We start from the raw sequence: 18,568 nt of genomic DNA on the forward strand, positions 1-18,568 counted from the left end.
AGATTTTCAACGATAGGAACAACTGATGACATACATGTCGACGAATCCGTTCACCAATGAGGTCGTGGCCACCTTCCCCGATATGACGGACGAGGCCCTACGCGTCATTGTCGATCGTGCGCAGACCACCTTCGAGTCATGGCGGCTGACCCCATTCGCGGAGCGGTCGCACTTCATCCGTCGGGCGGCGGCCCTGTTGCGTGAGAACGCGGACGAATACGCCGGTCTCCTCACCCTCGAGATGGGAAAGCTGTTCGCGGAGAGCCTGGGCGAGGTGGAACTCTCCGCGTCCATCCTCGAGTACTACGCCGACAACGCCGAGAAGTTCCTGGCCCCAGAACATCTGGGCATTGCGTCGGGTGAACACGGTGATGCGACGGTGGTGAGCGAGCCGCTGGGTATTCTTCTCGGTGTTCAGCCCTGGAACTTCCCCTATTATCAGCTGGCTCGCGTTGCGGGGCCGAACCTCATGGCCGGCAACGTCGTCATCGTCAAGCATGCGTCCATCGTGCCGCAGGCTGCCGCCGCGTTCGAGCGGCTGTTCCGCGATGCCGGCGCTCCGGATGGCCTCTACACCAATGTGTACGCAACAAAGGAGCAGGTTTCTGCACTGGTCGACGACCATCGGATTCGCGGGGTGGCGCTGACCGGCAGCGAGCAGGCCGGATCGATTCTCGCAGCCCGGGCCGGGAAGAACCTCAAGAAGTCGACCATGGAGCTGGGTGGCACCGACGCACTCATCGTCCTCGCCGATGCGGACATCGACAAGACCGTCACCTGGGCGTTGTGGGGGCGGATGAACAACGGTGGTCAGTGCTGTGTGGCGTCGAAGCGGATCATCGTCGTCGACAGCGTTGCTTTCGAGTTCATCGAGAAGTTCACGGCTGCGATGACCCGACTCGCCGCCGGCGATCCGTTCCTGGCCAGCACGACACTGCCACCGATGTCGTCACAGAGCGCAGTGGACGGCCTGCGTTCGCAGGTCAAGATCGCCGCCGACTGTGGGGCGGTCGTCACCGAGGTCGGTGAGTCGGTGCCATCGACGGGTGCATTCATGCAGCCGACGATCATCACCGAGATCGACCGCGAGAACCCCGCCTACGACGAGGAATTCTTCGGACCGGTCGCGTTGATCTTCCGAGCCCGCGATGAAGAAGACGCCATTCGGATCGCCAACGACTCCAGTTACGGTCTCGGCGGCTCGATCTTCACCGCGGACGTCGAGCACGGCAAGCGGCTGGCATCGCAGATCGACACGGGAATGGTTTTCGTCAACCACCCGACATGGACGCGCGCGGACCTTCCTTTCGGCGGCATCAAGAAATCCGGGTACGGGCACGAGTTGTCACACTTCGGGATCACCGAGTTCGTCAACAAGAAGCTGATCAACGTCGTCCCGATCGACGCCCCGGCCTGAGGAAGAGTTCGGGTACTGACCGCCAAGCGGAGACCAACAACGGCCGGGACGATGCTCGAGGTCTGAGTATCGTCCCGGTCCTCTCTGTCTCCGGTTGCGTCAGGCGCTCACCACGTGTGGCGTACCCGGGTGTCGAATTGCGCTCACGGCCTCCGACACGGCAGTTTCCGGGAGGTAACCGGTGTCGATCACGACGGCGGTCGGCCATGCGTCGCGGCACTGCGACATGGAGTGGTAGACGTCGACAGTCGCGTCCGAGGCGTTGAGTCCGCGTCCTGCGATCCGACTGGTCGACACAGACGGAGGTGCGTGACATTCGAGCTCGATCAAACGCGAATGCGTCTGGTCGGCCACGCGCTCTGCGCGCTCACGCAGCGCGGCCGCGTTCCACGATGCGTCGATGATCACGGAATGCCCCTGCTCGAGTGCATCCCTCGCGCGTTGCACGATCACGTCGTACGTCCTCTCGGTGGTGGTCGGGGAATACAGTCCCTCGCAGAAGCCGGATGGGCAGTTTGTCATCGGATCCAGTCCGGCAAGCTGTTTCCGTACTACGTCGCTGGACAGCACCACTGCGGGCAGGATGCGCGCTATCCCGGATGTGATGGTCGTCTTCCCGCTACCCGGCAGCCCGCCGATGATGGTCAGGGTCACCTCGGCAGACCGGAGGTGCGCCAGGGCGAGCTCGGCGTGCGTGCGCGCCTCGATCGAGGCAGAGACGTCTCCCTGTGCGTGACGAATCGCTGCGACCTCGGCCCGGACGAAGGCCCGGTAGGCGATGAAGTGGTGCACGAGCGAAGGGGGCGGGTTGTCCTTGCTCAGCCCCGTGAACGTCTCGATGAACAGGCCGGCCAGATCCTCCCCACCGCAGAACTCCAGATCCATTGCCAAACAACAGGCGTCATCCAAGGAGTCGACAAATCGTAGTCGGTCGTCGAAGTCGAGGCAGTCGAGTATCCGTACACCGTCCGGCATCGCGAAGATGTCGTCGGCCAACAGGTCGCCGTGGCCGTCGACGATTCGTCCTCCGGTGACCCTGCCCTGGAACAGGGGCGCGCGGCCGGCAAGGAAGGTGTCGACCAGAGTTCGTATCTTGTCGATGGACTCTTTATCGATCGGGTTGTCCGCCAACGACACGGTCTCGTCGATGTTTCCCGACCAGCGACCACGTAACGCCTCCCGGGATCCCTCGTGGTCGATCCGTTCGTTGTGCGCAGACCGTGAATGCACCCGGGCGACGATGCGAGCCACGTCGACGACGGCACCACGCAGGTCGTCACCCGCGTGGGCCAGGCTCGCAAGTCGTCGCGTGTCGGGAAGCCGATCCATCACCAGGACCGGCTCGGAGACGCCGCCCCGTGGGTCGGCCAGCTCGCTGACCCCGTGATACACATCGGCCGCGAACCGCGAGTTGAGCGCGAATTCGCGCTCGCAAGCCTGACGGCGAGATTCGACGGTCCGGAAGTCGAGGAATCCGGTCCGGATCGGCTTTTTGATCTTGTACACACGTGTGCCGACGAACACGACGAAGGCGCTGTGCGTCTCGCGCGCGTCGTAGATCACGGGATACGTCGCCGACTGGCCTGCAACACCCACGGACGCATCTGTTGTCGAACGGATCATGGTCACCACACCCTCAATGAACCGAGGGTCGATTCTTCATGACGCTATCGGTTTCGAGGCATTGCCCGTCATGTGCGCTGGTCCCGTGAGCAAGGGACTTTCAGCACAAGATGTGTTCATCGCCTACCGAGGTCCTGCGACCTCGGCCCGAAAGGCTCTCGTGTCCATATGTCCTCTCTGCCACTGTGAGTCGTCAAGCCGTACCCGAGCAGGCGAGGAACTCAGCATGAATCACCACTTTCCGGACAGCGCGGTCGTGAGGCAAGCGGTATCACTGGCGTCGCGCGCTCCCTCGGCACGCAATTCGCAACCCTGGGCCTGGAGGGTCGGCGCGCAGTCAATCGACCTCTTTCTGGACGACATCGGCCAACCCTTGAGGTCCAGCGGTGATCACCGAGATGCCGTCATCAGCTGCGGGATCGCTCTGCACCACATGCGGGTCGCGCTGTCGGCGTTTGATTGGAGGTCGGTGGTCACGCGGCTTCCGGATCCGGTGAACCCCTGTCACCTTGCGCATATCGAGGTCGAACCGCGACCGGGAACGGCGCGGGATGTGGCATTGGCGTCGGCCATTCCACGACGGAGGACGGACCGGCGCAGGTTCGCGACGTGGGCCGTACCTCAGGACTACCTGGATCTGATCGAACTCCGTTGTGCGGACGGGGGTGCCGTGCTGCGGATCGCATCGAGTCCGGACGCCGACGGTGCGAGACTTGTCGTCGAGGTGCAGGACGGCGATGCGTCTGCGCTACGGGCGGGAGAGGCCACCGGCGTTGTCCTCCTGGAGGCGACGGTGTTGGGGTTGGCGAGTTGTCGTCTCACCGAGTCGCCCCATGCGCCAGCTGCCCGTGATCTGCCCCGCCTGCGTCTTCTCGTACCGCGGCCCGTGTCGCAAGTGATGGTGAAGGTCGGTTGGCCGGAAGCGAATGCGGACCCACTCCCTGCGACGCCGCGGCGCGGGGTGGACTTGACGACCGTGTTCGACCCGGCCGCCTTGACTGTGGCTGCCGGGTGACTAATCGCGAGTCAGGAGACTGCGAGCGTTGTCCGCGGTGGCCGGTGTACACACGAGGTCATAGTGTCCCGCGACGAGCTGCATGGTCGAGGTGAAGTCACGCATCCCATGGATGGCGGCGTACGGTAGCGCGAACATCGTCACGCCGAAGGCGACTCCCATAACGACTCCCACGACGAGTGGCCACAGCAGCTCGCCGGTGAAGAATCCCAGCATCATGCCGATGAAGATGCCCAGCCATCCACCGACCACGACTCCGCCGGTGATCACCTTGGTCCACGTGAGCCGTCCGGTGACGCGTTCGACTTGCACCAGGTCGACTCCGACGATGCTGACATTGGCAACTGGGAAGTCATCGGCGGTGAGTAGTTCGACGGCAGCTTGTGCGTCGGCATAGGTGAGGTACGAGCCGATCTGGGTGCCGGTCGGTGGCAACGGTGTCGACATTGGGGTCGGTCGGTGTGAACCATGGAGAATGTTCGTCATTGCGTGATCCTTTGGTCGGAAGTGGTCCTCGAGACGACTGTGACGACATCGTCGACGGCCCTTCGCGGTGTCTGCTGGTGTGTGGCACGGTCCGACGACGTTCCGATACGGACAAGTACCTGAGGTATTGCGCTGGTAGCGGTGAGAACGCCGATCATCGCGCGACTCTCCGGGATCTCGGTCACGTGAGAGACCGTGCACGTGGCATAGCCTGCACCGGTGGCTTCGATGAGTACTGTCGCCAGCGCCTGACCACAGGTCAAGAGGTCTCTCAAGTTGTGGCTGATCGTCGACAGCACCACCACTTCTGCCGCATCGTGTGCGACGGTTGCGTGCCGCTGCGAGCGACGGACGGGTGGGAATTGGCGCGCGAGACCGACTCTCTCGTATTCCGCTGCGGTGATCAGAGCACTGTCGGGGATCCCGTCGGTCGCTGACTCGCCGCGGTGCGACCACCAGGTGAGCTCTGCCTGATACGGCGAGTCGTAGGCGCGCTCCGACTCGACGAACACCGATGCCTGTTCGAGCAAGCTCCTGCTTGTCTCATCGAGGACATCGAGAACGGCCTCCGAATCGGCCAGGTCCGCGGTGAGAGCACGGCAGAAGTTGACCCAGTTGGTGGGCGGTGTCATCGGTAGGCGGTCCGTCCGCCGCTCTGCGATCGCCTTCAGTCGTCGAACCTGTGCTGCGGTGGTCGCCGGCGAGGGGCGAAACATGATCTCGGCCACGTGGCCGCTGTGGTTGGGATCCGGCAGGAGTGTTGTGTCGCAGTACCAGCCGAGCCCCTCCATGACCACCCGTAGGTGCCCCAGGACGACTCCGACACTCAGGAGCATCTCGCGGCCGGTGGGATCCGTTGATCGCAGCGGATTCCGCCGGGAGTAGAGGTGCAAGGTCGAATCGGCGATCTCCCACCTCCAGGGCTGGCTGTTGTATATCGAGGGAGCTCTACAAGCCAGCTGCACTGCGTCTTTGATCTGATCCTGATCAGGCCTGCGGTAGGGCATCATCGTCGATCACCCTGGGGAACGCTGGTGGTGTCCATGACGTCCTGGAGCGTTCGGCGTGGTGAACTCGTTGTCAGCGGACTGGACTCAGCCGCACCGATTCGAACGAGTACCTGCGGAACCGCGTCGACACGTGCGGTGGGCGGCAACGATTGGCGGAGCAGCTCTCGGCTCTCGGCGTCCTGAAAGACGTGGCTCACCGTGCACGTGGCAAACCCCGATGCCGTCGCCCGGAGCAGAACCGAGGACAGTGCTTCCCCGGCATGCAGCCACGATCGGGGCGAGTCCTCGGCGGCGTACAGCAGGAGCCAGTCGGCCGCGTCGGCGAGGGGGCCCGACGGCTTCAATGACCCGATGGGAAAGTTCCGGCCGACAACGGCAGATGCGGTGGCGGCATCACCGAGCAGCGTTCTCGGGATACCGTCTGAAGCACGATCGTGCCCCGCCCACCAGTGGATTTCGTGATGGTTCACCGAGTCATATCTGTGTACCGCGGCCGTCATCAGAGACGCAGACGCCACCGCATCCCGGGACCCGTCGGTCAACACGGTCCCTGCGATGCCGAGTGCATCGATCCCGAGGAGAATCAACGGAACGAACGCTTCGAGATCTGCCGGCTTGAAAGGACGGCGGTCGCTCCGTCGCTCCGCGATCGCCGCCAACAAGGCTTCGTCATCGGAGTCCACCCGGTGCCCACGCTGGACGGTGACGATGGCCAGTGGCGCGGGAGTGCCGTCCATCGGAAACCGCTCGATTCGTCCGAGTATCCCGGCGCCCCGCAGAGCGACGTCCAGGTGGTTCAATGCGGCCCCGCAGCTCATCACGAGCTGGCGCCCCTGCGGATCGGACTCCATGAGGCGGGTCGCGTCCGGGAGGAGACTGATCTCCCCGTTGTCGTACTGCCACCTCCATGGCTGGGAGTTGTGGATCGAAGGTGCGCGACAGGCCGTTTCGATACAACGCAGGATCGTCCCTCGATCGATGGACTCGCGTGTGTGCATCGCGTCTCTACTCTCGTCGGGCCGGCACTTACGACGGTAGGTGTAGTGGGCGGTTCGTTCGCGAGTACTGCGCCACCAATAGGAGGGCATTCGGTCCCTGTCGCGACGGACACCTGCGCTCGGGGACCTATGGCACTAGGCAATGGCGGGTGTCGTGATCGAACATTTATCAGACCAGCGAGCGCAGGTGGCAGATGGAGGGCAGCACGATGACAGAACCGGAAAAGGTGTGGAGTGACAGCGACATCCAGACGGCGGTGCGGGACGCGATCGCGTGGACACCCGAGGTGGACGCTGCGGCGATCGGAGTTTCGGTCAAGGGTGGAATCGTCACACTGAGTGGCGAAGTCGCCGACTACAAGACCAAGCTGGCCGCGCGGGAAGCTGTCGTCGGCATCCACCAGGTCGGCGCGATGGTGGACGACGTGGTGGTCCACCCGGCCTGGAGCTCGATCGTGACCGAGCCCGACATCGCCCGGGTTGTCCGGAGTGCGCTGGCGCGAACTGCACTGGTGCCCGACTCCGTCAAGGCTGAGATCAGCAGACACGACGTCACCCTGACCGGTTTCGTGGAGTCGTACCCCGAGCGCCGTGCTGCGGAACAGGCCGTCCAGCACCTGGCGGGCGTCAACTTCGTGGACAACCGAATCGTTCTCGCGCCGCACGCGTCGGCGTCCGAGACCACCCGACGTATCCACGAGGCGTTCGCGCGCAGCGCAAAGACCGATGCCGACGGAATCATCGTGGCCGTGTCAGACGACACGGTCACCCTCACGGGAACCGTACGGACGCCGGCACAGCGGGGCGAGGCCGAGCGTGTCGCTCGCACATCGCCACACGTGGGCAAGGTCGTGGTGGACCTCTCTGTGCAGGCGGATACCTGACAGCGCAACGACTGACAGTCTTGATCCGTGTGCTCCTGGCTCCGGAAACGACCCTCCTCAGGCTATGGGGACGGTCCACACGATCTCGGTGCCGCCCCCGGGCAGCGGCGACCTCACCACGAGTTCGCCGCCGCATTCGCGTGCGCGAGAGCCCAGGTTGCCGAGGCCACTGTGGGAAACCCCGTCAGGAATTCCAGATCCGTTGTCGGACACCGTCACCGTGAGTTCGTTGGCGACGGTGACGGCGACCACGCCCCTGGTGCCCCCAGAATGACGAACCGCGTTACTGACGGCTTCACGCACAACCGCGATGACGTGCTCGGCGACCGTCGCATCGACGACGGCGAGCGGACCTGACAGCCGGACCGAGAAGTGGATGGGCTGACCGTCACTGAGTTCGTCGATCACGGAGTGCAGGCTCTCGCGTAGGCGATTCGTCGCCGCCTGAGATCCGTGTAGATCGAAGATCGCTGACCGAATGTCCTGGATGACGTCCTGCAAGTCGTCAATCGTCGAGGTGAGTCGCCGCTTCACATCAGGGGTTTGCGTTCGTTGGGCGGTGCTCTGTAGCGACAGGCCCGCAGCGAAGATGCGTTGGATGACGTGGTCGTGCAGATCACGGGCGATGCGGTCCCTCTCGGCGAGGATGTCCAGGTCGCGCAATCGCGTGGCGGCGTCGGCCATCGACATGGCGAGCGCGGCCTGGTCCGCGAAGCTGGACAGCAAGCCGACCGTCTCCTCGGTGTACGCCGATCCGCCCTCCTTGCGCAGGCCCACCAACACACCGCGAACGTCGTCTCCGACGCACATCGGCGCGACGACCGCAGGTCCGAACCTCGTCGCCAGGTTGGCGGTTGCGTCAAAGGCGAGAGCCCGTTCGCGACTCGAGGTCCGCGAGCGGAAAGCTGCGCCCGTGGTCGAACCATCGATGGGGATGACCTGGCCGTCGGCCTCGTGGGCTCTGTGGCCGGATGCCACGCGAACCACAAGGTTCGATGCTTCGGTGAGTGCATCGCCATCCGGCAGGGCGACGAAAGTCATGTCGGACCCGGTGAGCGAACGGGCCCTGCGAGCGACCATCGCGAGGGCATCGGCGGTGTCGGTGCCGGACAACAGTTCCGTGGCCACATCGCGGTTCGCCTCGATCCAGGCGAGCCGCGACTGCGCCTGCTCGAACAGTTTTGCGTTCTCGATCGCGATGCCCGCAGCCGCAGCGAGCGCATGGATGATCGTCTCGTCTTCTTCGGTGAACGGGTACCCGCCGCGCTTCTCGGTCAGATAAATGGTGCCGTAGGTGGTTCCACGAACAGATATCGGCGCCCCGAGGAAGGTCGTCATCGGTGGGTGTCCGGCTGGAAATCCAATGGAGGAGGGATCTTTGGAAATGTCGTCGAGCCGCAGGGGTCCGCTGTGCGCCTCGTTGTGGAAAAGTCCGAGGACCCCAAGGCCCGTGGGGGGATAGCCGATCTCGCCAACAGTCGCGACATCCATGCCACGATGAATGAAGCGCACAAAGTTATGGGATTCCCCGTCTACACCGAGCGCACCGTACTGGGCGTCGACCAGCGACATCGCTGACGAAACGATGGATCCGAGCGTGTCGTTGACGTTGAGCCCGGCGGCAACCACCGTGATGGCTTCGAGAAGACCCTCGATCTGCGTTCGGGTTTCATGAGGTGGCCGGATGGGTTCTCGTGCGATTGACTTGGGATACTCAACTGGTGGCATGGTCGTGTTCCACTCGAGAAGGTCGGCGGACGATGCTCTGAGATGTCGTCCGTCGAGGGCAGGGCCGGCGCTCCGCAGGCGTGACCCGCGGCGCGACTTTCATCGGGGCGGCGGACGGTTCTCCGCGTCGGCCCGACCCGGCAATGGGCGGAGCCGACGATCCCAGACCGGCTGTATGCTCAGCATCCCCACCTGACACCCAAATATCGGTTCTGTCAAACCCATTCGAAATCGGCTCAGTAACGGCTCTGGTCCACCTCAGGTGCAACGCTTGTCTCGAGTTTGGAGGCGAATACCGCTGCCTGGGTGCGTCTTTGCATCCCCAGTTTGGTGAGGAGTCGGGACACATAGTTCTTGATCGTCTTCTCGGCGAGGAACATGCGGGCGGCAATCTGCCGGTTGGTCAACCCCTCGCCCAGCAACGCGAGCAAGGTCTGCTCCTGCGGTGTGAGTGAGTCCAACGGACCAGTCGCGGCACTCGCCTCCGTACGCAGTCGCTCCATGAGCACGGCCGCAGCGCGATTGTCCAACAGGGAGCGGCCCGCCGCGACATCCCGAATCGCCTGTGTGAGAGCCATTCCGGTAATATCCTTGACCACATAACCACTGGCCCCCGCGAGGATGGCGTCGAGCATTGCTTGATCCTCGGTGAATGATGTCAACATCATGCATCGGAGCGTCGGCAGCCGAGCGAGTAGATCCCGACACAGCTCGATGCCATTTCCATCGGGTAATCGGACGTCGAGAACCGCGATGTCCGGGAGTAAAGCGGGTATACGTGCCAAGGCCTGCGCCACGGTGCCGGCCTCGCCCACCACCGTCAGCTCAGGGTCGGACTCGATGAGTTCGATCAGGCCGCGGCGGACGATTTCGTGGTCGTCCACCAAGAAGATGGTCGTCACTGTGCGCTCCGATCAATAGGCCCAGAGCCTACGCGCCCGCGAGCCGCAGCGTAGAGGTTCGCCGTGGTCGCTCGCTGGAGTTGCGTCTCGATTGGTGACCTCTGGCCCTAGAGAAACATGTACGCCTCATTCGAGGATGAATCATGGATTACAAACAACGGCCGGTGTTGGTGGGAGTCGACGGGTCGAAAACGTCGCTGGCGGCAGTGCGGTGGGCTGCACGTGAGGCAATCATCAGATCGACCCCGCTCCGCATCGTGATGTCGCTCGAGGAGATCACCCCGTCGCTCGGCTATTACGCGGTTCCGCAGAGCTACTTCGACGAGATGAAGGTGACGGGAGACGCGACGTTGACCGAAGCCGCAAGGATTGCGTCTGCCATCGCTGTGGAGTCCGGTGCAGAACTGGATGTTCATACCGATTTGCTGACCGGGCCGGCGCGACCGGCGCTCATCGAGTTGTCGGCGTCGATGCAGATGCTCGTGCTGGGGACCAGGGGATACGACGTTGCGGCGTTTCGATCCCTCGGTTCGGTCACTTCAGCCGTCGCCGCCCACGCCCGGTGCCCGGTCACAGTGGTGCACCAGGAGCCCGAGGACTACAAGCCAGCACGGTTCGGACGAGTGGTCGTGGGTGTCGATGGGTCCGAGCAGAGCGACGCCGCGCTCGACCTCGCGTTCGAAGAGGCAGCACTCCGCGGCGCGAATCTGGAGGTTGCACATGGGTACTACGACCTGACACCGATGATTGGCGCGGGGATGGGCGTGACGTACGACGCGATCAAGGAGACGCAGGAGGTCGCGCTGTCGGAACGACTGATGACCTGGCGTGATCGCTACCCGGACCTGCCCGTGACAGAACGTGTGGTTGCTGCGAATCCAGTTCCTGTGTTGGCCAACTCGGCCGACGAGGCGGACCTGGTGGTTGTCGGCAGTCGCGGCCGCGGCGGTTTCACGGGGATGTTGTTGGGGTCGACCAGTCGGGCGTTGATGCACTCCGTGACCTGTCCGCTGACGATCGTGCACTAGGCGTGGGCGGACATCCGCCGGGAGCTGAGATCTCATCGCCCAGCCGCCCTCGGTGGCTCGGCAAACGGGAACACGCGTTCCGCGAGCAGTCATGAACAAGTGGCACCTGCATCCTGGTGTGCGGACCGGTGATCGGCTGACGTTCGGTGAGCGGTCGGCAGACCTGATGCGCAACGGGATGGGCTCCTGGCCATTCGTGGCAGCCTTCCTGCTGCTGATGGCCGGCTGGGCTGCTGTCAACGGTTCGGACGGATTCGACCCCTACCCGTTCATACTCCTGAATCTTTTCCTGTCGATGATCGCCGGTCTGCAGGGGGCCATCCTGCTGATCTCGGCGAAACGCGAGGACTCGGTCAACAGCGAGGTCGCGGTGCACACGCTGACGAACACCGATCAACTCCGCCGGCTGATCGAGGCCAACACTGCACTCACGGAGACCGTCGCGATGCTTGCGTCGGAGATACATGACCACGTCTGCGCGGACGAGGACACGATGCACGCGCATGGTGAATCGCTTCCGGGACCTGCTGGCGACCCCCGCTCGCGCTGACCGGAAGTCGTGCCGCATGTCCCACGTCGATGGGACGTTACGCCCTGTCGCACAGCTGGAATCGCAGGCAGGATCACACAGCGACGCACCGCGACGAGAGGATCTGACGTGGCGACACAGATTGGGCTTCAGCTCAAAGATTTGGCATTTCACACTCTGCCCGGCGGCGATCAGTCGTATGCGGATCGAGGCCCTCGCGGGAACAACGGACGGTCGGCGATCGAGAAGTGGACGGTCTTGCTCTACGTGCTTGCGAGTTCTGGTGCTGTGTTGGCGATCGCCGGCGGTGTCGCGCTGATATTCGGTGCCGCAAATCTCAGACAAGCGGCGGGGGACACACTGAGCGGCGCCGGTCCCGCAGTGGTGGGCGGTGCCCTGATCGCGGTTCTCGGCATACCGATGGTGTCGGCATCCTCGGCGCTCTATCGCACGACGCGGAATGCGGGTCGAGTGGCCGCCGGTGCCGGACTGGTCCTGTTGGCCTTGATCGCAATCGATGCCGTTGTTGTCGGTCAGTTCACCTGGATCTACGTGCCCCTCGGCGCTGTCGGGCTGGCGATGTTCGGGGGCGGCACTCACCTCAGACGACTTGTCCACCTGGACCGTTCTGGTCCGGCGGCGACGACAACAGACGTGCCCGTGGCACCCCCCGTGGTCGTACTCGACAACCCAACCGAGGGGGAACGTGATCGCTGGGCAAACGACGGTGGTCGTCTGACGGATGACCCCCGCTGGGCGACTGACAGGGATGACACGAAACGGGCCCGTAGGGGTCTCGCCCGTTCTGCGTCCGAATCCGGGCCGGGTACTCGAATCCGCGCGCGCTGCATCGACGATTCGAGTATCGGGACATCCACGTCAGCGATGAACGGACCTTACGGCGGATCGCGGCCAAACCCATTGCAGTACATGGCCTATTGCTACGGTTACACGTTACCGGCCGCCATGAGGGCATGGGTCAGCGCCGATCTTACGGGCAAGGGTGCGGCGCGCCGGACGGTCGTACGCTTCAGTGTTCCGGCGATCTTGCTGGTTGCGCCGTTCCTACTCATACCAACAACGCCTTACGCGCACGCAAGCATGACGCTGCCGATTCTCATCCCGTTCGTCTACTTCTCCATTGCGCTGAACAAGGTGTGGCGGCGACATCGGTTGGGAATGCACGGGATCGACTCGGGAGTGATCGACGAGCGCACCCGAGAACGCGACGCCGGTGAGCGACGCGCGTACGTCGAGAGGTACGGCCCGCGTCCGTGAGCGACTTGATGAGCGCGGGGAATGAGATGTTCGCAGCCCTGCGTCCGTGGCATCGAGGTCAACGCTGCGTCCGTGGCTGTCGCAGCTGGTCGTGGGAGTCGAGCGGCGGCGTACGGTGAGGCTTGTCCGATGTACTCATCACCGCGCAGGGTCCTCCCGCGCACGTCGACGGGTGCCATGGCTGCGGTACAGAGGACGCCGTCCGCTGTGAAGACCGGCATATCCGGTGACATCCACAAATGTTGGCCCACAATCAGTTGAGTCCGACCGTAAGGGCACTCGTGCAACCGCTCACCCTCGGCGTTGCGTCACTCTCCAGTAAGCCGAGTGAACGCCGCCTCCCGATCCACCCCCGACACCTCGGTCGTATCGCCCCAGATCTGCGGTCGCGCATCTATCTCGAGAAGGGGTACGGAGCTCCGTACGGTGTGACGGACGATGATCTGTCGACCTCGGTCGCCGGCCTGCGGTCGAGGGCCGACCTGATCTCCGAATGCGACGTGCTCCTCCTCCCCAAACCGCAGGTGTCCGACCTCGCGAGTATGCGCATCGGGCAGACTCTGTGGGGATGGCCGCATTGCGTTCAGGATGAGAAGCTCACGCAGACAGCCATCGACCGCCGGCTCACCCTGATCGCGTTCGAGGCCATGAATCACTGGTCCAGCAGTGGTTCGTTCAAACTGCATGTCTTCCACAAGAACAACGAAATTGCCGGATATTGCTCCGTACTGCACGCCCTTCAACTGGCCGGGGTGACTGGTGACTACGGTCGACGGCTCCGCGCAGCCGTCATCGGATTCGGCAGCACCGCCCGTGGCGCGGTGACGGTGCTCAACGCCCACGGCGTCCACGACGTTGACGTTCTGACCCAGCGTGGCACATCTGCTGTCAGCTCGCCCATTCACTCGGCGCGAATCGTCAACTTCGATGTGGACGAGGACGATCCGCACGAGAACCGGGCCCTGACCGACGCCGGCCGAGTTCCTCTTCCCGGGTTCCTCGCCGACCACGACATCATCGTCAACTGCGTTCTCCAGGACACTGCATCACCTCTCACCTTCCTCTCCAACCATGACCTGCAGGCCGTCGCGCCCGGAACACTCATCGTGGACGTCTCCTGCGACGTGGGAATGGGTTTCGAGTGGGCCCGGCCGACGTCGTTCGATGCGCCGAGGTTCCTCGTCGGCGACAACGTCCAGTACTACGCCGTCGATCACAGCCCGTCGTACCTATGGGACTCGGCGACGTGGGAGATCAGCGAAGCTCTGCTGCCCTACCTGCGCACAGCCATGGACGGCCCGTCGGCGTGGGACGCCTCGCCCACCATGGGGCGAGCGATCGAGATTCGGAACGGCACGATCATCAACCCCGCGATCCTCGCCTTTCAGCACCGCGAGTCGGACTACCCTCACCGGGCGGTGGCGCGAGCGCTACCGGCGTGAGCCCAGGGACTGACCGGTGAGCGCTGAGAAGGTCTGGCAATCGTGACCGGGACCGAGAAGACCTGTCTGATATTTACATTCACCCTGAAGTTGACGTCAGATTCTCGGCGTCGATGAGTTGGCGAGCCAGGACGTGAACCGGTGTGTTCTCGTTCTGGGAGAGCACCCGGAGCAAATTCCACGCCTGCAGGGCGTCGACCCGGAATCGCTCCATGATCATTCCTTTGGCCTGGCCGATGACGTCGCGGCTGGCGAGAGCGCTGGTGAACTGGATGTCGCGTCGTGCGAAGTGCAGCGCGACGGCAGTGTGGGTGGCGATGGCGACTCCGATGTCTTCTGCCTCCGGGGTGAATGCGTGGGGCCTGCCGCTGTACACGGTGAGCGCACCCATCGCCACACCGGTGCGGTAGAGCCTGAAGCTCAGGCTGGAGCGCACAGACGTGTGCGTGACCGCCTGAACGATATAGGCGGGCCAACGCTTCTCGGTCGCGTAATCCTCAACCCTGATGGGATGCGAATACCACTCTGCGACCGCCTGCAGGATCGGGCCCTCGTCCGCAGCAATCTGCAGGCTGTCGAGCAATTTCGGGATCTCGGACGTCGCGGCCGCGGTGCGAGGTCCCGTTCCGCCCACGAGGACGATCCCGCTCGATTCGGCGCCGATGATCTGTTCCAGTGCTCCGGCGGCCGCCCTTTGTAAGAGCTCGGCCTCGGATGTGATCCGCTGATCGGCGAGTCGGCGGGCCAACGCCGCCACACCCGAGTGGGTCGACCTGGCCAAGGGAGCCAATGTATTTCCCGCCCGCGAGTCGTCGTAGGCCAGTTGACCAATCGGTTGAGCGCGACGACCAACGAACACGACATGCCTCGGCGACCGAGGCCCTCGACCGGTTCATGGTCCGAGCCTCTACCGTGCAGACGGTACACCGCCGGCGCGCCGTTGCGGGCGCTGTGGAAAAGGTCTGCGCTGTTGTCGCGAACGGCCGCCATACGGCTTGTTCAGCGAACGATGTCTGGCGGATCGGGTGGGATCGCCAAGGCTGTGAGGACGATCCGAGCGGCGCCCTGTCGGTCGGTGGCGTTGGCAGAGACGATCTCGTCGAGATGTAGGTGCGCCTCGCGAGAAGTCAGCCCACGTCCGATGAGGACGCCGATTGCCTGGTTGATCTCGGATGCGGCGCCGAGTTGTGTGGCCACATCGGCCGCGGCCGCGACGGTCAGGTGCTGGTCGAGCGTCAGTGCACTCAAGGGCTGCCCCGTGAGCCAGGCGATGTCGGCTGCCAGATCGACAAATGTGCCCGGCGAACCGCCGTATAGGATGATGTCCACCGGTGAATGTCTGTCAACGCCGCCGTCGGCGCGGAACGTGAAGTGCAGTGATGAGCGGATGTCATCGGGTCGTGAACTGGTGGTCAAAACAGTGATGGTGAACGGTGTGTCAGGCTGGGACACAACGATACTGAGGCCCCTGTAGCTCGGTATCGCGGCCACGGCGTCTGCCGTCAACTGGTCCAGGCCGGCCGCGATGTCGGCGCCGGGCTGATCGAGCGCCTGGGTGAGTGCGGCCAATGCGGTCGCCAGCGTTTCGTTGATGGTCATGAAATGCGTGCTCCGTTGCCGCTCCTGAGCGCCGATCGAGCCTGCGATGGGCCGCCCAGGGCGAGTCGCCGTGCACGGTGGAGGTCTGGGGATCAGGTCAGGTGCCGTCTCCCGATGTGTGCTTCCCCGTCGACCGTACGCGGAAGACCGCGCGGATTACCGTCGCCTGGACATTGGCTCAGTGCGGGGTCTGACGGGCGATCGCGCGTCTGACCGCTTCATCAACGATGCGTTGCGCAACGTCGGCCAATTTGCGATGTTCGGTCCGACTGATGGTCCGTAGGTGGTCGAAAGCTTCCTCGGCGCTGAGGCCGGTTCGTCCACGCAGTAGCCCGATGGCCTGGTCGATGGTCGGCCGCGACGCCAACGCCGTCTGCAGCTGCTCCGTCAATGCCATTGCCTGAGCCAGGATCTGAGCGTTGTGCACGGCGACGGCAGCCGGCTTCGCGAACAACTCCCCGAGCTGCGCGGCCTGCTCGTCGAAAGCGTCCTTCTGACGGGCGTAGACATTGATGGCACCGACCACCTTGCCCGGCAGCAGTAGGGGTAGGGACAGGGCGCTGTGAACTCCGAGCCGACCCACCCGCGGGCCGAACCGGGGCCACATCTTTTCCCCGCCAAGTGAGCCGGATCGGACGGTTCGTCGTTCCAGTGCCGCAGTGATGCAGGGGCCTTCCTGCAACGTGACGTACTGGATGTGATCGATTTCTTCGACGAATGGTGAACTCGCTGCAAGGGTCTCGACCATGTTGTCGGATCGATTGACTCGGAGCAGAGTGACGCCGGCACCATCGGCGCCGGGTATCGCTTGAACGGCGAAGGCGGCGACTTCCGCAAGAAGGCCGGGCAGGTCGTGGCTGTCGGCGACAAGGCCCGCAAGGTCGCTGATCGCTGCGTTCAGATCCGACACGGCCATGTCGGGCTGCTGTGAAGGCGGTTCCTCCGGATGCTCGTTGTCACTGCCGTCGGTCAAGTCGGTCATCCCACGTCACCCTGCTGCTCGACTCGAACCGCTCCGACTCCGTGGCGTCTGTGACGGAGTCGCCAACAATGCATGCGGCGGTCACAACGGAGTGGACTGTGCCGCCAACGGTACCGCCACCTGTGGTTTTGTCGGTGACAACCGGTCAGACTCGCCCATCCATCCCATCGTGAACGGGAACCGCACGGTCAGGGTACGGTGTCGGTGCTGGGCACGTCAGCCGGCTCGGGACCGCTGTCACCGCTGTTTGAGATGGTCGTGACGCGTAGGAACGTCCGCCGCCCGAACCATTCCGCGCTGTATTCTTCCTCGCCGTCGGCGAGATGTGATGGCACGTTACTTGCGACCGAACTCAGTGCACGACCACATCGGAATCTCTACTCGCAGATCGCTGTGGGCGACGGTGTATGAGCTCGCAGGCAGGCGATCGCGCCAAGGAGGTCGGCGATGTCGCCACCGCGTTTACTCAAGGTCGTCATCGGAATCAACCACTTCGAGATCCAGTTGAGTCGCAGGGAAACCGATCCCGCCAGGTTGCCCATGGTCCCACCCCGGCAATCAGCGGGCCCGATGTCCGTGATCACTCCGCCGGATCGAACGTTTCGGTCCGCCGCGAGCGGTCAGATGGGATTGACGCTCCGCGTCGTTTCGGCCGCAGGGCTGCTGGCCGCCCGTCTGCTCGAGCAGGCTTCGCACGTCGCGCTGCGCACCGGGCAACCGGCCCATGGCCATGGTGCCGGCGTGGACAGCAATCGCTCGGGTGTCGCCGATGAGACGTCATCGGTTGTGCGATCAATTCACTCGCACCACCGATCTCACGCCGGCACAACGGTTGACCGGATGCCGGGAAGTGGCGGCCCTGGGAGGTGAGAGGCACATCGTGATCGCAGGCTGTGAACTCCTGAACGCCTCGGTATGGAGCGGTGCTTGCGCGTCACCACGGCGGCCTAAGGAGTAGTTGCCACCGAAGCGCTGCAATTGTTGCTGAGTCATGGTCTCCAGTGGGACGGCGGATTGCCAATTAAATTGCCCAAGAGGCGGATTCGACATTTTCAACGCTAAGCGTGTACCGTCAGGTCTAGATCGGAACCGATGCCGCGGCGCTGGATTTGATTAGGCATTCGGGTTCACACCCAACAGGTCGAATGCCACCCAAACTTTGTTCGACGCAGTTCCCACGCCCGAAACGGGGTGGTCGTGTCGACGCGTCAGGCCGCGCGGCCAGCGTGGAAGCGTCCCGCGACCCCGTCGTGGCGTCTGCAGTCTCCCGTCCGATAGCTGCGCGCGTATGAGTGGTGCGCTCGCGTGTAACTGCACTTGCCCGGTTTCATCAAGCTGGACCAGATGCGTGCGGCGCGCTCGCAGGTACCATCACGATGACGAGTTGCCACGAGTCTGAGATGTGTGGGCAGGTCGTGAGATGGGTTCGAGGGGCCCTCGCGCGAATCGCCCTCCGACACCGCCTCGCAACTGCAGACGGCTTGTCACCGCCTACTGCTCGGCGGCTTCCGGCGATGTGCAGATCGCACCGCGCGTAAAGGTCTTTGACGCTGCGGTTGTGAGGAGTCGACTGAGTGGGCGGGATGAAGCCGAATCTCGTCGTCACGGTCGGCGACCCGAGCGGTGCATCGCGTGGCCGCCGACCGG

17 protein-coding genes are annotated in these 18,568 nt (G+C 63.8%); 7 read left to right on the forward strand and 10 right to left on the reverse strand.

All coding sequences use genetic code 11. From position 1 onward, the window contains the following. The first annotated feature begins 25 nt into the window (after positions 1 to 25). Entirely contained in the window at positions 26 to 1,417 is a 1,392-nt protein-coding gene (locus JHC79_RS03365) for an NAD-dependent succinate-semialdehyde dehydrogenase (RefSeq protein WP_296388458.1), read from the forward strand. A 99-nt stretch (positions 1,418 to 1,516) separates the two neighbouring features. Here JHC79_RS03365 and JHC79_RS03370 read toward each other — a convergent pair whose 3' ends face one another. Next, on the reverse strand, positions 1,517 to 3,013 hold the full coding sequence (locus JHC79_RS03370; protein WP_296388459.1) for a bifunctional aminoglycoside phosphotransferase/ATP-binding protein: 1,497 nt from the start codon (positions 3,011 to 3,013) through the stop codon (positions 1,517 to 1,519). A gap of 253 nt (positions 3,014 to 3,266) precedes the next feature. Here JHC79_RS03370 and JHC79_RS03375 point away from each other — a divergent pair, with 253 nt between their 5' ends. Continuing rightward, complete coding sequence (locus JHC79_RS03375) at positions 3,267 to 4,055, forward strand: hypothetical protein (RefSeq protein ID WP_296388460.1); 789 nt, start codon at positions 3,267 to 3,269, stop codon at positions 4,053 to 4,055. Here the strand turns inward: JHC79_RS03375 and JHC79_RS03380 are convergent, their stop codons facing one another. Genes JHC79_RS03380 through JHC79_RS03390 form a run of 3 tightly spaced genes read right to left on the reverse strand, consistent with a single transcriptional unit; the run spans position 4,056 to position 6,402 of the window. Then, positions 4,056 to 4,541: a general stress protein gene (locus JHC79_RS03380; protein ID WP_296388461.1), complete on the reverse strand. Its 486-nt coding sequence runs from the start codon at positions 4,539 to 4,541 to the stop codon at positions 4,056 to 4,058. Beyond that, the gene (locus JHC79_RS03385) at positions 4,538 to 5,551 is read right to left on the reverse strand and encodes an NAD(P)H nitroreductase (protein ID WP_296388462.1); all 1,014 of its coding nucleotides are present in this window, start codon (positions 5,549 to 5,551) and stop codon (positions 4,538 to 4,540) included. Before JHC79_RS03385 ends, JHC79_RS03380 begins: the two co-directional genes overlap by 4 nt. Continuing rightward, positions 5,548 to 6,402: a hypothetical protein gene (locus JHC79_RS03390; RefSeq protein WP_296388463.1), complete on the reverse strand. Its 855-nt coding sequence runs from the start codon at positions 6,400 to 6,402 to the stop codon at positions 5,548 to 5,550. The genes JHC79_RS03385 and JHC79_RS03390 overlap by 4 nt, the downstream gene beginning before the upstream one ends. Before the next feature lie 356 nt (positions 6,403 to 6,758). Between JHC79_RS03390 and JHC79_RS03395 the strand changes: the two genes are divergently transcribed. After that, positions 6,759 to 7,433: a BON domain-containing protein gene (locus JHC79_RS03395; RefSeq protein ID WP_296388464.1), complete on the forward strand. Its 675-nt coding sequence runs from the start codon at positions 6,759 to 6,761 to the stop codon at positions 7,431 to 7,433. Positions 7,434 to 7,490: 57 nt separating this feature from the next. Here JHC79_RS03395 and JHC79_RS03400 read toward each other — a convergent pair whose 3' ends face one another. Together JHC79_RS03400 and JHC79_RS03405 are read right to left on the reverse strand one after the other, a co-directional pair. Beyond that, positions 7,491 to 9,161 (reverse strand): GAF domain-containing protein, encoded by a 1,671-nt coding sequence (locus JHC79_RS03400; protein WP_296388465.1) that lies wholly within the window; start codon positions 9,159 to 9,161, stop codon positions 7,491 to 7,493. 236 nt (positions 9,162 to 9,397) lie between these two features. Beyond that, positions 9,398 to 10,063, reverse strand: coding sequence for a response regulator transcription factor (locus JHC79_RS03405; protein ID WP_296388466.1), 666 nt, complete (start codon positions 10,061 to 10,063; stop codon positions 9,398 to 9,400). 143 nt (positions 10,064 to 10,206) lie between these two features. On the opposite strand from JHC79_RS03405, the gene JHC79_RS03410 reads away from it, so the two are divergent. From JHC79_RS03410 to JHC79_RS03425, 4 genes are all read left to right on the forward strand, one after another. Beyond that, positions 10,207 to 11,091, forward strand: a complete 885-nt coding sequence (locus JHC79_RS03410) for a universal stress protein (protein ID WP_296388467.1) — start codon at positions 10,207 to 10,209, stop codon at positions 11,089 to 11,091. A gap of 91 nt (positions 11,092 to 11,182) precedes the next feature. Further along, positions 11,183 to 11,641 carry a DUF1003 domain-containing protein gene (locus JHC79_RS03415; protein WP_296388468.1) on the forward strand — a complete coding sequence of 153 codons (459 nt, stop codon included), beginning with the start codon at positions 11,183 to 11,185 and terminating at the stop codon, positions 11,639 to 11,641. An 864-nt stretch (positions 11,642 to 12,505) separates the two neighbouring features. Beyond that, complete coding sequence (locus JHC79_RS03420) at positions 12,506 to 12,898, forward strand: DUF5313 domain-containing protein (protein WP_296388523.1); 393 nt, start codon at positions 12,506 to 12,508, stop codon at positions 12,896 to 12,898. 239 nt (positions 12,899 to 13,137) lie between these two features. Next, positions 13,138 to 14,340, forward strand: coding sequence for a N(5)-(carboxyethyl)ornithine synthase (locus JHC79_RS03425; RefSeq protein WP_296388469.1), 1,203 nt, complete (start codon positions 13,138 to 13,140; stop codon positions 14,338 to 14,340). Positions 14,341 to 14,419: 79 nt separating this feature from the next. On the opposite strand, the gene JHC79_RS03430 is transcribed toward JHC79_RS03425, so the two are convergent. From JHC79_RS03430 to JHC79_RS03445, 4 genes are all read right to left on the reverse strand, one after another. After that, positions 14,420 to 15,097: a GAF and ANTAR domain-containing protein gene (locus JHC79_RS03430; protein ID WP_296388470.1), complete on the reverse strand. Its 678-nt coding sequence runs from the start codon at positions 15,095 to 15,097 to the stop codon at positions 14,420 to 14,422. A gap of 242 nt (positions 15,098 to 15,339) precedes the next feature. Then, positions 15,340 to 15,939, reverse strand: coding sequence for a hypothetical protein (locus JHC79_RS03435; RefSeq protein ID WP_296388471.1), 600 nt, complete (start codon positions 15,937 to 15,939; stop codon positions 15,340 to 15,342). A 178-nt stretch (positions 15,940 to 16,117) separates the two neighbouring features. Then, positions 16,118 to 16,921 carry a GAF and ANTAR domain-containing protein gene (locus tag JHC79_RS03440; protein WP_296388472.1) on the reverse strand — a complete coding sequence of 268 codons (804 nt, stop codon included), beginning with the start codon at positions 16,919 to 16,921 and terminating at the stop codon, positions 16,118 to 16,120. A 377-nt stretch (positions 16,922 to 17,298) separates the two neighbouring features. Continuing rightward, positions 17,299 to 17,463 (reverse strand): hypothetical protein, encoded by a 165-nt coding sequence (locus JHC79_RS03445; RefSeq protein ID WP_296388473.1) that lies wholly within the window; start codon positions 17,461 to 17,463, stop codon positions 17,299 to 17,301. Positions 17,464 to 18,568 lie beyond the last annotated feature (1,105 nt).

It is taken from the genome of Williamsia sp., from assembly GCF_016462415.1.
Taxonomy (GTDB): domain Bacteria; phylum Actinomycetota; class Actinomycetes; order Mycobacteriales; family Mycobacteriaceae; genus Williamsia_A.

Coding starts and splice junctions, on each gene's coding strand:
- JHC79_RS03385 (WP_296388462.1), bottom strand. CDS start 5,551: ATGATGCCCTACCGCAGGCCTGATCAGGATCAGATCAAAGACGCAGTG.
- JHC79_RS03395 (WP_296388464.1), top strand. CDS start 6,759: ATGACAGAACCGGAAAAGGTGTGGAGTGACAGCGACATCCAGACGGCG.
- JHC79_RS03420 (WP_296388523.1), top strand. CDS start 12,506: ATGAACGGACCTTACGGCGGATCGCGGCCAAACCCATTGCAGTACATG.
- JHC79_RS03390 (WP_296388463.1), bottom strand. CDS start 6,402: ATGGAGTCCGATCCGCAGGGGCGCCAGCTCGTGATGAGCTGCGGGGCC.
- JHC79_RS03400 (WP_296388465.1), bottom strand. CDS start 9,161: ATGCCACCAGTTGAGTATCCCAAGTCAATCGCACGAGAACCCATCCGG.
- JHC79_RS03440 (WP_296388472.1), bottom strand. CDS start 16,921: ATGACCGACTTGACCGACGGCAGTGACAACGAGCATCCGGAGGAACCG.
- JHC79_RS03425 (WP_296388469.1), top strand. CDS start 13,138: ATGTTGGCCCACAATCAGTTGAGTCCGACCGTAAGGGCACTCGTGCAA.
- JHC79_RS03445 (WP_296388473.1), bottom strand. CDS start 17,463: ATGGGCAACCTGGCGGGATCGGTTTCCCTGCGACTCAACTGGATCTCG.
- JHC79_RS03410 (WP_296388467.1), top strand. CDS start 10,207: ATGGATTACAAACAACGGCCGGTGTTGGTGGGAGTCGACGGGTCGAAA.
- JHC79_RS03380 (WP_296388461.1), bottom strand. CDS start 4,541: ATGACGAACATTCTCCATGGTTCACACCGACCGACCCCAATGTCGACA.
- JHC79_RS03435 (WP_296388471.1), bottom strand. CDS start 15,939: ATGACCATCAACGAAACGCTGGCGACCGCATTGGCCGCACTCACCCAG.
- JHC79_RS03415 (WP_296388468.1), top strand. CDS start 11,183: ATGAACAAGTGGCACCTGCATCCTGGTGTGCGGACCGGTGATCGGCTG.
- JHC79_RS03375 (WP_296388460.1), top strand. CDS start 3,267: ATGAATCACCACTTTCCGGACAGCGCGGTCGTGAGGCAAGCGGTATCA.
- JHC79_RS03365 (WP_296388458.1), top strand. CDS start 26: ATGACATACATGTCGACGAATCCGTTCACCAATGAGGTCGTGGCCACC.